The following is an 11432-nucleotide window of genomic DNA, read 5'->3' as shown; positions in this document are numbered from 1 at the left end:
AGCGCTTTTTTTGTTTGAGTTGCTCACGCTCGTTTCCAGACGAGTGTGTAATAGCACGGCATTTTATTTCAGTCAATGAGATACCAATGATAGGTTAGTTATTCAACTGCCCCATAATATTAGGGTAATCGGTAAGCACACCATCTACACCTAAATCCATAAAATATTTAAGCTCCTTAACCGTATTTACTGTCCAGGGGATAATTTTGATACCCATCGCATGGCAGCGGTCTACCAGGCCTTTACCAACCAATACCGAATAAGGACTATAAATGGTTGGTTTAAATCCTAATTTCTCAATATAATCTTCAAAAGGTTCTTTCTCGTCAATCAGTAACGAAGTTTGTATTTTAGGGTATTTCTCATGCAGGTACTGAAGCGTGCGCATATCAAACGATTCGATAATTACCCTTTTGCTTAACTTTTTGGCATTAATGACCTCCATAATCAGGTCTACAAACTCTGCAGGCTCAGGGTGGAATTCGTTATCTCCATTTTTAATCGTTTTTGTTTCGATACTGTACACTGGTTTAGCCAGTTTGTGTTCTTTCACATAGGCCTCTGTTGCGTCTATTGTTTCAGAGAGCAGGGGTTTGTAAGCCTTAAATTTCATCTGTCCCGGAAAACGGCTGTGCACCTTACTACCTACATCGAACTTTTTAACCTGCTCATAATCCATTTTGTAGATATTGAAATTCTTCTGGTCTTTTAAGGTAATGGCTTTTCCATTGGGCTGAAGCGAAATTTCGTTGTTAAAATAAGGTTCCTGCGAAAGTACCACCTGTTTATCTTTCGAAATAACAGCATCCATTTCTAAAGTGGTAACGCCTAAGTCTAATGCTTTTAACATGCCTTCGATGGTATTCTCGGGCATAATGCCACGTGCGCCGGCTTTACCCTGTAAATCGAATTTTTTCTTTTGGGCAGAAACATTTAAAAAGAATAAAGCGAGCGTAACGGATAAAAGTAATTTTTTATGCATGGGTTTTAAACGTAAAATAGGCTGTGTTATTTGTAATTATTTTTTTGAAGCGCAAAAATTGTACTGTTTTTAATGTTTGTTCCCGCTTTGCGCTATATCTTTCCGCTGCGCTGCAAGGATACCACTTCAATCGGGGCTAAACCCGAACTGTTATGCAGGTAAATGCAAAATGTAGACATAAAAAAAGGGCCCCTTTTTATCGATAGCCCTCTTTAATTCACATTTATATTTTATCTTTCTGCAGGTACAAAAGCCTGTACAATTAAGTTCCAGCTTGCATCTGCTGCTTTTTCGTATACGAAAACATAGTTAAAACTTTCGCGCAGGTCTGCTTTATAATCAATTGTTGCTACACCATAAGTATAAGCTAAATCACTACCGATTGCTTTATCTACGCCTGTGGTTTTTAAATTGATCTTACTGATCATGCCGTTATAAAACGCAATAATTTTTCCTTTTCCATCAATGGCTTCGTTACCTGGGAAAAGTAAACGTGCATCGTTGGTTAAAAAGCCGCCAAATGCTGCAATGCCATGTGTTTTTAAAAGCGTGTTTAATGTTTTTTCGGTAGTTAAGATGATGTCTTTACCGGCTTTAATCTCTCTTTCATTCAAGAATTTTGGTGCAACGTGGTCTTTTGGCTCCACAAATGATGGCGTAACACTGGCTAAAGGTTTGTTGCTTTCCGTTCCTAAATCGATCGCTAATTTCCATCTGCCGTTTTCTGGTTTCCAGATCGAAAGGTATTGACCATATTTTTTTTCCGAAGTTCCGATTTCGTAAGGGCCTGTAGTAAAACCTAAATCGCCACTACGCGATACCTTTGCCAAGTTTGGCGTCCAGGTAACATCATTTTCGGCACTTGACTTACCTGTATAAAAAGTTTTAGCACTAACAGGGTTTGGTCTGAATACTAAAGTACTGGCGGATGAATAATCCAGATATGCGTCTTTATCTCCATTTTTGGCAATCGACTTAGCGAAATCCTTTTCAGCATTTACTAAAGATTTGGTTGTCCCGTCACTCTTTTGGGCAAAAGCGCCTAAGGCTAAAAGCGAAGCTATTGCGGTTGAAAATAATTGTTTCATTACTATTTTAGATAATTTATTTGGCGAATATAAAAGTTTCTTTGGTGTATGGTCTTAAAAATAATTAACAATTACACATTGTTGCCATTTATTTTTCTCTGTAAATGGTTTCTAAAACCGTTTGTCCGGTTGCTTTTAACGTATTTTTATCAATATTCGCTAAATTGTCAAGCTGGGTATGCCAGTTGATGTAAAAACCACTGTTATCATTATAATGGATAATATCGATAGAAGGAATGCCCGCCTTGTTCATCCAAAAATGATCATCTACCAGTTTTCCGCTCGGGATTTTGGTGAAATAAGAGGAGTAACCAATCTCATTTCCGATGTCCCAAACTTTATCGGCCACAGTTGGAGCAGCCTGGCGTGAAATTTCGTCTTGGGTAAATTGTGCATTACCACCGCCAACCATATCCAGATTAATGCCATAAAGCGCTTTATATCCGGAAGCCATTGCTTTTTTTGCCCAGTATTGCGAGCCTAAACACCAGGTGGTTTCATCAGGCGTTTCATCGTTTGCCTTGCCATAATCTTCTAAATCCCACAGCACGAAATCTACGCCAACATTAGGCTGTTTTTGTTGAATCTGGCGTGCCATTTCTAAAATTACCGCTACGCCGCTTGCACCGTCGTTAGCTGCATCAAATGATTTTGTATGGTTTGCCGGATCAGCATCCTGATCTGAAAAGGGACGGGCATCCCAATGGGCTGTAATTAAAACTCTGGCCTTTTTATCTGGATTAAAGGTGGCAACAATATTTTTTAGCTGAAAACTTTTGCCATCATAAGTCTGCGTTTTCTCACCTTGTATACTTACGTTAGCACCGAAGGATTTTAATTTGGCAACCAAATAATCTGCGCATTTCTGATGTGCTGATGTGCCCGGAATCCGTGGACCGAAATCTACCTGTGCTTTTGTATAGGCATAGGCACTATCCGCATTAAAATCGGGGGATGATAATTTTACGGTAGTCTGTTCTCCATTTTCATCATCATTTTGTTTTGTTTTATTTTGGCAGGCCTCCAGTCCGATTAATGCCAAGAGCGGGAGTATTAATAATTTTTTATTCATTGTTATTCTAACGGAAAATTATTTAAAGTAGTCTAGGAGATATCGGAAACCTGATGTTCTAATTATTCAGCATTGGCTTAAACCGGTTATCTTTATTTCTTAAATCTAAACCGCCTTCGTAAACGGATTTTAAATTAATCAGGTAAAAACTCCAGCCATTGTGGCAGCCCAGACGGATGTTCCTTTTTGAATCATCATCTTCAGGGATATTCTTTTGGGTCAATTCTACAATAGTATACTCAAACTCTTCACGGAGTTTGATTTCAACCAAACAATCTCCTGCAAAAGTAAACTGGAAATAATCTGTTCCGTTTGCTTCGGTTACCGTTCCGTTTTCGATATCATCATACAGGTACCAGATCCATTTATACCGATCGCCTTTAAGTGCGTTCTGCGTTATGCTGAGCAATACTTTATTCTCGTCAGTGAAAGATGCATCGCTTAAAAACCATTTTTCAATTTCGCTAACTTTTGTCCAGGCATTGTATATGTCCTCAAGCTTTGCTTTAATGGCAATCCTGATCGTGAATTTGGTCCAATCGAAGTTTTCCATTGGCTAAATTTTGAGTGATTAATTAAATACTAAACAAACCGGCGCACCAACATCGATCCTTTTGCCGCTATCGGTTAATTTACCCGTCGTTTTGTTGCGGTTAAAAATAACAATGTTGTTGGTGTACTGATGTCCGATCAATAAGAATTTTCCGGTCGGGTCAATTGTGAAATTTCTTGGTCCCTTGCCCAAGGTACTTACGGTTTCAATAAATTTCAATTTTCCGGTAGATAAAATGGAAAATGCAGAAATGCTATTGGCATCGCCACGATTGGTTTCGTAAAGGAATTTTCCATCTGCCGAAACATGGATATCTGCACCGTCAACCTTGCCGGTAAAATCTTTTGGAGTTGTGCCAATTTCCTGGATTTTGGTTAAACTTCCGTTTGCATAAGTAAAGGCAGTAATGCTGCCATTAAATTCGTGTGCTAAATAGGCAAACTTGCCATTGGGACTAAAAGTAATGTGCCTTGGACCAGTACCGGCATTGGTTTTAAGTACCGATTTTACCGTTAATATTTTTTCTTTCGAGGTTGGGCTATAGTTGTAAATATAGGTTTGATCTTCGCCCAGGTCATTAACTATTAAGTATTTATGATCTGGAGTAAATTTAGTCATGTGCACATGAGCGCTTTCTTGTCTGCCTTTCGGATCGATGCTTTTTCCGGTATGTTTGATTATCTGCAAAGCATCTGTTAAAGACCCGTCAGTTTTTCGTGAAAATACAGCTAAACTACCACCACTATAATTGGCTACAATTACATTTTTTGCATCAACGGTAATAAAACAAGGGTCGGCACCGTGACTATCAACTTTGTTTAAAAAGGTTAAATCGCCTGTTTTTGCATCATATTTAAATGCGCTTACCGTACTGGTAGCTCCGGTTTCATTAACGGCATAAATAAACTTGTTATCTGGTGAAACAGCTACGTAACTTGGATTTGCCGTGTTTTTTGTAATGCTTTTTATGCTTGCTGCAGCTGTTAAAGTATTAAAGTTATAAGTGTAAATCCCTTCACTTTTCCCTGGTGCGGTGTAGGTGCCTACAATCAGATTGTAATTCGTTTTCTGAGCAAAAGCGAGGGTCGAAAGTATAGAAAGTATAAGCAATGAACTGAATTTTTTCATGAAAATATGGTATTGATTTTAACAAATATGGGGAAATAAAATATAATTAGCCACGGAAAGTTTGATGCTGTAGAAATCTTGTTTATTTATCCGTATCCTTTTAATCCCCGTTTTGTGAAAAAATAAATGGAAAGAATTTTGCCACGGATGCACAGAAAACACGGAAGATGTTTCTAATTATTAGAGACTGCTTCAATGGATACTTAACTCTGTGACCTTCGTACTTTTTCTCTGTGTACTTTGTGGTAAAAAAATAGCAATACAAAAAAAAGGCAGCCAATTGGCTGCCTTTATATACTATTTAATTAAATGTTTAATCTGAACTAACTCATGTTCTTCAAGATAGCGCCATCTACCACGCGGTAGGTCTTTCTTGGTTAAGTTGCCATAAACTACGCGGTCTAATTTTTCTACATTATAACCTAAGTGTTCAAAAATACGGCGAACAATCCTGTTTTTACCACTGTGGATCTGGATACCGATTTCTTTCTTGGTTCCACCTGTTACATAAGAAATGTTATCAGGTTTAATCAGGCCATCTTCTAATTCTAAACCAAAAGCAATTTTGTTTAAATCGCCTTGTGATAAAGATTTATCCAGTTCAACATTGTAAATTTTAGTGATACCGTTTTTAGGGTGTGATAATTTATCGGCTAAATCACCATCGTTTGTCATTAACAACAAACCTGTGGTATTGCGGTCTAAACGTCCAACCGGGTAAATACGCTCACGACTCGCTTTATCAACCAATTGCATTACCGTACGGCGTTCCTGTGGATCGTCGGTAGTGGTGATGTAATCTTTTGGTTTGTTTAATAAAACGTAAACTTTTTTCTCGCGTTTTAATAATTCGCCATTATAACGAACCAAATCCTTTGCAGGGTCAACTTTATGTCCCAGTTCGGTAACAGCTTCGCCATTCACGGTAATAATGCCGGCAATAATTAACTCGTCGGCTTTACGACGAGAGCAGATGCCTGCATTTGAAATATATCTGTTTAGGCGGATTAAGCCTTTATCTTCATTTGTTTTGCGGCCCTGAGTAATTACAGTGCGCTCCGGGCGGTTAAATTCTGTATCTCTTGGCTGTGCATCCTCGCGTTTTCTAAACGGACGGGTGTCGCCTTCCCTTGGCTCTCTGGGCTTTACATCTCTTGAACTTCCAGCACTTGGCTTGAAATCGTCTGATTTACCTCTTGATTTGTAATCTTTGTAGCCACCCTCTCTAGGTTTGAAATCTCTCGATCCACCATCTTTCGATTTGAAATCACGGTCGCCAGTTCTTGGTTTGTAATCTCTCGATCCGCCTTCTCTTGGTTTAAAGTCGCGGTCGCCAGTTCTCGGTTTAAAATCTCTCGAATCTCCATCCTTAGATTTGAAATCGCGTTCTCCTGTTCTTGGCTTATAATCTCTTGCCCCACCTTCTCTTGGTTTAAAATCCCTGTCTCCTGTTCTTGGTTTGTAGTCTCTTGATCCGCCTTCTCTCGGTTTGAAATCACGGTCGCCGGTTCTTGGCTTGTAATCTCTCGATTTACCTTCTCTCGGTTTAAAACCACGGTCTTCTGATGCTGCATCTTTTGATTTAAACTCGCGATCGCCGAATTTGAAACTCTGTGGTTCCGAATCTTTCGATTTGAAATCACGTCCGCCTGATCTTGGTTTGAAATCTTTTTTGTCTCCGAAAGATTTTGATTTGAAATCTTTACTGTCTGCGCTTCTGGGTCTGAAGCCTTCTTTTGAATCGGATGATTTTTTGAATTTGCTGTCTTTGTCGTCTGATCTCTTTCTGTCAGACCCGGCCGAACTACTTCTGCCTTCTGTTCTCCGACTGCCTGGTTTGGACTTGTCATCCCGACTGTTCCTGTTGTTTTTATTTATCATGATACGCTTTTAACGCATTAAAAATGCGGGCTGCAAATTTATGAAAAAATGATGAACATAACAATTTTAAGAGCTGAAAAATTAGATAAAAAAATAGCCTCTAATATAGGGAAAATTGTCTGAAAATCAAAAATTAAAATCCACGTTTAAAGCACTTTAAAGGCCGATTTTCGGGCTTATTTCTGTAACTGTTTGATAATGTGCTTATTATTTTTTACCTTTGCCAACGTTTTTATATAAGTTCACCAAAAAAAGGAGGAAAATGTTAAAGAAACACATCGTACCATTTGCGGTAGTGGCAACACTATTTATCTTGGCAAAAGTGTTCGCTTACCAAATGCCCTTAGCACAAAAAAGTCTTTTAAAAGAAGAAAAATTAAACACTACAATACCCAAATCTGATAGCCTAAAAGTAGAAAACGAGGAAGCCCCTCAATCTTTAATGGCACAGTTGAATTTTGCAGAAGAAACCCTGCCGTTAGGCGATAAAAAGGTAGAACGCAAAATGAAAAAAATTCTTGCAGCACACACTTACGGAAATACCCAAACCAATCGCCTGCATGCAAAAGCGGCAAAATGGTTTCCTGTAATTGAACCCATTCTCGCTGCTTATGGAATCCCGAACGATTTTAAGTATTTGGCATTGGTCGAATCTGGAATGGCAGAAGGGGTTTCTCCAAAAGGTGCAGCCGGAATCTGGCAGTTTATGCCTGGCACAGCCCGTACCTATGGATTAAGAGTAAATGGGAATGTTGATGAGCGCTATAACCTGCGCAAATCGACCATTGCAGCCTGTAAATACATTAAAGAAATGTATAAAGGTTTAGAAAGCTGGACATTGGTAGCTGCGGCTTACAATGTTGGCGACGGACGCTTACGCAAGCAGATCGATAATCAAAATCAGGATAATTACTACAAAATGAGGCTTAACCGCGAAACCGGTGGCTATGTTTATAAAGTAATTTCTATGAAACAGATTATGGAACATCCGAAACGTTACGGTTACGCAAAACCGCGTGTATTATTGGCCTACAACGCCGAATAATATATAATTAAGATAAAGACAAGCATTTGGTAAGGCGTCCCGGTTTTTAATCGGGACGCTTTTTTTTTGGAAAATGATTTCACAGATGGTTGGATTACACCGATTTGTTTTGCGGATCAATGTTTGTTTACCACAAGGTCACAAAGGCACGGAGTTATTTTATGCGTCATGCTAACCAATGAACCAGTTGCCAATGAGCTAATGAACATTTAGCCACAGATGCACGGATTAACACGGAGGTATTTTCTATATAACCAGTGAACAAATGACCAATGAACTATTGAACTAATAAACCAATTTCCTTTCTTTGCAATATGTTCAAACTGCGGATCAATAAAATCATTAATCAACCGGGCGATAATATTACTTTTCAATTTGAAGAGGTAGATGAATACCCTGCGTATTTGGCGGGACAGTTTTTATCATTGGTTTTTCAGGGAAAACATAAAGAGGTAAGAAGGTCGTATTCTTTTAGCAGTTCGCCGGATGTAAATGAACCTTTGGCTATTACGGTAAAACGGGTAGAGAATGGAGAGATTTCTAGATTTTTGCATCATAAAACTTCGGTAAACGATATTCTTTTGGCTCAGGAGCCGCAGGGTTTGTTTAGTTATTTGCCTGAAGAAAATTTAGAGCGCGATCTTTTTCTTTTTGCTGCGGGGGTTGGCATTACGCCTTTGTTCTCGATTATGAAAACGGCATTGGTGTGCGAGAAAAAATCGTTGATCACATTAGTATATAGTAACAGATCAAAAGAAGAAACTTTGTTTTTTGATGAACTGATTGAATGGCAACAGCAATACCCCGATAGGTTAAAAATTGTTTGGGTTTTTAGCAACAGCAAAAACTTAATGACAGCCAGGCTGAATAAATTCTACATCGAGAAATTAATCAAAGAACATTTACATTTCGATCGGGATAATGCGCTGTTTTATAGCTGCGGACCAATAATTTATATGGATTTATGTCGGATTACCTTATTGGGCATGGGTTTCGATATCAAACAGATTAAAAGGGAGACTTTTGTGCTGCCGGAAGATGAGGTTGATGAAGACGATAGTTCTGAAAAAATAGTCGATAAAAATACCTATTCGGTTATTTTAAACTTCAAAGGAGAATTGTACAATCTGGAAGTGCCCTGGCCAAAGCGGATTTTAGATGTAGCACTCGAAAATAAAATTAAACTTCCTTATAGTTGTCGTGGAGGGGTATGCAGTACCTGTGTAGCCAATTGTACCAAAGGTGCGGTAAGGATGGATTATAACGAAGTGCTTACCGATGATGAACTGGAAAGGGGTCGGGTGCTGGTTTGTACGGGGCACCCAACGGAGAATGGAACGACGATAGAGTGGTAGGTTAGTTCAATCGTTAATTGGTCATTTGTTCATTAGTCATTGGTTCAATCGTTCACAGGTTCATTGGTTAACGTGGCGTTTATAGTAGCATCGTCATCTCGAGCGGAGAGTAACGGAGCCGAAGATCTTTTAAATATGCTTATGGTAACAACCAAAACCGCCATCCGTTCCAGTATCGGTTATAATGGTCATCAAAAGTTTGGTATGGAGATTCCTGATCTAGATTTTTTGAAGTTAAAAAGTATTTAAAGGATGTTGCCTGATCAAAAAGCTGAATAGCGTTTGATTTTAGGTCATAAACAAAATAATTTTGATTTAGTTCTATATTGTATTTATCCAATTTACCGTATACGTAATCATCAGTGATGATAAATTCATATATATAGATCGCGCCATTATTTTTTGGTTTGACGTATGAAAGGAGATCAATTTGATGGATTTCTCTATGATGACCTATTGGAATTCTGGCACTATCTCCCAGTCCATGATCTCCCTTGTAAGAAAACATGAAGAAAAATAATCCGAAAGAGATAACTACCCAGCTTGATATCCATGTTAATGCTTGCCTTTTCTTGAAAAAATAAAGTAGGCTGCCTGGCTTTGGTTTTACGATACTCAATACACTGAAAAATATTATGGAAGAATAGATTGCGCTTTGAATTGAGATTTTAAATAATTCAAAGATAAAATGTATCAATACCATTTTCTGTAATTAGGTGCGTAAAGAATTTAAGTTAATGGGAATAATTTTATTTAATCGCCAGCTAATCCGAGTGGATTTTGAATAATGTCCCAGCTGTTCCACCTTAAATAGCGTCCCAGATAAATGCCAAAGCTTGCTAAGAATAAAAATGAAATAATGATCGCATTAACCCACTTTTGGTTTAGATAAATTGATAACTGCCTGTCAATATCCGTCAGGCTGATTAGGCCATACATCAACCCTGTCCATGCAAATGATAAAATAAGCACTAAATCAAACCATATAGGTGCCGTTCCGTTCAGTCTGAGATGAAATAAATCCGTTAGGATATATGGCGAATTTGGGAAAAACAATATCCATGATATAATTAACAAAACCAGTGGCAGTTTTTTGTTTAGGTTATAGATTAACATCAAAGAGCTAATGGCCCAGGGGATAATGGCCAGAAATAAATTCCAGTTCAAAAACAGGAAGACCTTTGTGTCTGTAATTAAAGATCTGGTTACAGATATTCCAAAGCAAAATAAAGTCATGGCAATTAAAAAGATGGTAATATTCAGCCTCCCGAGTATTTTGAGTTGATGTATCATTTGATTAGCGATCGTTATTTCTCTAAAAATACAAAACCGTTGGCTCATTATCAGCGTTTATCTGGTATGACGAAAACTTTTTTTACGCTTATCATCTGCCTCATTTGTTTACAATCCTTTGCTCAAGATTCAATAGCGGTAAAAAGAGAGTTTGCCAACAAAGAATATATTCATCTGTACAAAGAAAATGCCGATTTAGCCTATACAGCACCGGGTGGCGAATTAGGCGCTCCTTCTAAATATGTAATCAACGGTCGGCTTACCACTACATACATGCTTTTGGGTAGTTATAAATCGCCCATTGCCTTTGCCATTATCCCTGATTTTACGGTACGTGTACGGACAGAATTTTCTGCTGCTGTACGGACGCCGAGTTACCGTTTGGGCGGAGCGCTTTATGCGAGGTTAAATCCCGATCCCGAACATTATAAATATGCTGAACTGGCTTTTACACATCATTCAAACGGTCAGGATCAGAGTGCATTTAATCAGGATGGTACAATTAATACCCGTACAGGAAATTTTAATGCGAATTATTTAACGCTTTCTTACCGTTTTGGAGATTTTACACCAACTAGTGGCGATGAAAGCTATTATTCCTTCAATCATCGGCTTGGCTTGCAATGGTATAAATTCTTTAGGTGTGAGCCTGCACTTAATGAAGGTTTTGGATTTACAAGAGTGTTGTATGGTTTTTCATGGCGCCGGTATGATGAAATCGAAAAAAATGCCCGGAATAAACAAAAAGTAAAAACTGAAAAAGAAACCTGGCGTTTAAATACCGAGTTATCTTATGCCATAAATAAAATTCCATCGAAAAATTTCGCCAATATTCAGAAGAGGCTTAATGCTGAAATCAATTTCAATTACAGCTTCCCGTTTATGAACAATGTGTTTTTGATGGCGGCGGTAGGCTATTATGGCGAAGATAATTACAATATCTATTTTCAGGATCATTATAGTTATGTGCGCTTTGGCTTATCATCTGGTTTCCTTAGAAATAGAAGCCGACATTATGACAATTAATAGGTAATA

At 38.2% G+C, this 11432-nt stretch carries 11 protein-coding genes; 3 read left to right on the top strand and 8 right to left on the bottom strand.

Annotation, left to right across the window (positions count from 1 at the left end):
- Positions 1–94: 94 nt before the first annotated feature.
- From U859_RS0122915 to U859_RS0122890, 6 genes are all read right to left on the bottom strand, one after another.
- Positions 95–982 carry a glycerophosphodiester phosphodiesterase family protein gene (locus U859_RS0122915; RefSeq protein ID WP_025145615.1) on the bottom strand — a complete coding sequence of 296 codons (888 nt, stop codon included), beginning with the start codon at positions 980–982 and terminating at the stop codon, positions 95–97.
- A gap of 230 nt (positions 983–1212) precedes the next feature.
- Positions 1213–2070: a nuclear transport factor 2 family protein gene (locus U859_RS0122910; protein ID WP_029986083.1), complete on the bottom strand. Its 858-nt coding sequence runs from the start codon at positions 2068–2070 to the stop codon at positions 1213–1215.
- 88 nt (positions 2071–2158) lie between these two features.
- Complete coding sequence (locus U859_RS0122905; protein ID WP_029986082.1) at positions 2159–3142, bottom strand: M28 family peptidase; 984 nt, start codon at positions 3140–3142, stop codon at positions 2159–2161.
- Between the two features lie 58 nt (positions 3143–3200).
- Positions 3201–3695 (bottom strand): SRPBCC domain-containing protein, encoded by a 495-nt coding sequence (locus tag U859_RS0122900; protein WP_025145612.1) that lies wholly within the window; start codon positions 3693–3695, stop codon positions 3201–3203.
- Positions 3696–3713: 18 nt separating this feature from the next.
- On the bottom strand, positions 3714–4823 hold the full coding sequence (locus tag U859_RS0122895; protein WP_025145611.1) for a lactonase family protein: 1110 nt from the start codon (positions 4821–4823) through the stop codon (positions 3714–3716).
- A 297-nt stretch (positions 4824–5120) separates the two neighbouring features.
- Complete coding sequence (locus U859_RS0122890) at positions 5121–6704, bottom strand: pseudouridine synthase (RefSeq protein WP_025145610.1); 1584 nt, start codon at positions 6702–6704, stop codon at positions 5121–5123.
- 262 nt (positions 6705–6966) lie between these two features.
- Between U859_RS0122890 and U859_RS0122885 the strand changes: the two genes are divergently transcribed.
- Complete coding sequence (locus U859_RS0122885; RefSeq protein ID WP_025145609.1) at positions 6967–7749, top strand: lytic transglycosylase domain-containing protein; 783 nt, start codon at positions 6967–6969, stop codon at positions 7747–7749.
- Between the two features lie 314 nt (positions 7750–8063).
- A complete protein-coding gene (locus U859_RS0122880; RefSeq protein WP_025145608.1) occupies positions 8064–9104 on the top strand; it encodes a ferredoxin--NADP reductase in 1041 nt (346 codons plus the stop codon).
- Between the two features lie 139 nt (positions 9105–9243).
- Here U859_RS0122880 and U859_RS0122875 read toward each other — a convergent pair whose 3' ends face one another.
- Both U859_RS0122875 and U859_RS0122870 read right to left on the bottom strand, forming a co-directional pair.
- Positions 9244–9723 (bottom strand): hypothetical protein, encoded by a 480-nt coding sequence (locus tag U859_RS0122875; RefSeq protein WP_162800019.1) that lies wholly within the window; start codon positions 9721–9723, stop codon positions 9244–9246.
- A gap of 134 nt (positions 9724–9857) precedes the next feature.
- On the bottom strand, positions 9858–10397 hold the full coding sequence (locus U859_RS0122870; RefSeq protein WP_029986079.1) for a DUF1361 domain-containing protein: 540 nt from the start codon (positions 10395–10397) through the stop codon (positions 9858–9860).
- Between the two features lie 66 nt (positions 10398–10463).
- Between U859_RS0122870 and U859_RS0122865 the strand changes: the two genes are divergently transcribed.
- The gene (locus U859_RS0122865; protein WP_025145606.1) at positions 10464–11423 is read left to right on the top strand and encodes a hypothetical protein; all 960 of its coding nucleotides are present in this window, start codon (positions 10464–10466) and stop codon (positions 11421–11423) included.
- The last annotated feature ends 9 nt before the right edge of the window (positions 11424–11432 follow it).

Origin of the sequence: Pedobacter jeongneungensis, from assembly GCF_000633455.1 — a bacterium.
In the GTDB taxonomy this organism is placed as follows: Bacteria; Bacteroidota; Bacteroidia; order Sphingobacteriales; family Sphingobacteriaceae; genus Pedobacter; species Pedobacter jeongneungensis_A.
The sequence above is the reverse complement of the archived record's forward strand: the minus strand, read 5'-3'. Positions and strand labels throughout refer to the sequence as shown.

Excerpts from the sequence above, each read along its gene's own strand:
- U859_RS0122895 (WP_025145611.1), bottom strand. The coding sequence starts at position 4,823 with ATGAAAAAATTCAGTTCATTGCTTATACTTTCTATACTTTCGACCCTC.
- U859_RS0122905 (WP_029986082.1), bottom strand. The coding sequence starts at position 3,142 with ATGAATAAAAAATTATTAATACTCCCGCTCTTGGCATTAATCGGACTG.
- U859_RS0122900 (WP_025145612.1), bottom strand. The coding sequence starts at position 3,695 with ATGGAAAACTTCGATTGGACCAAATTCACGATCAGGATTGCCATTAAA.
- U859_RS0122870 (WP_029986079.1), bottom strand. The coding sequence starts at position 10,397 with ATGATACATCAACTCAAAATACTCGGGAGGCTGAATATTACCATCTTT.
- U859_RS0122880 (WP_025145608.1), top strand. The coding sequence starts at position 8,064 with ATGTTCAAACTGCGGATCAATAAAATCATTAATCAACCGGGCGATAAT.
- U859_RS0122885 (WP_025145609.1), top strand. The coding sequence starts at position 6,967 with ATGTTAAAGAAACACATCGTACCATTTGCGGTAGTGGCAACACTATTT.
- U859_RS0122910 (WP_029986083.1), bottom strand. The coding sequence starts at position 2,070 with ATGAAACAATTATTTTCAACCGCAATAGCTTCGCTTTTAGCCTTAGGC.
- U859_RS0122890 (WP_025145610.1), bottom strand. The coding sequence starts at position 6,704 with ATGATAAATAAAAACAACAGGAACAGTCGGGATGACAAGTCCAAACCA.
- U859_RS0122915 (WP_025145615.1), bottom strand. The coding sequence starts at position 982 with ATGCATAAAAAATTACTTTTATCCGTTACGCTCGCTTTATTCTTTTTA.
- U859_RS0122865 (WP_025145606.1), top strand. The coding sequence starts at position 10,464 with ATGACGAAAACTTTTTTTACGCTTATCATCTGCCTCATTTGTTTACAA.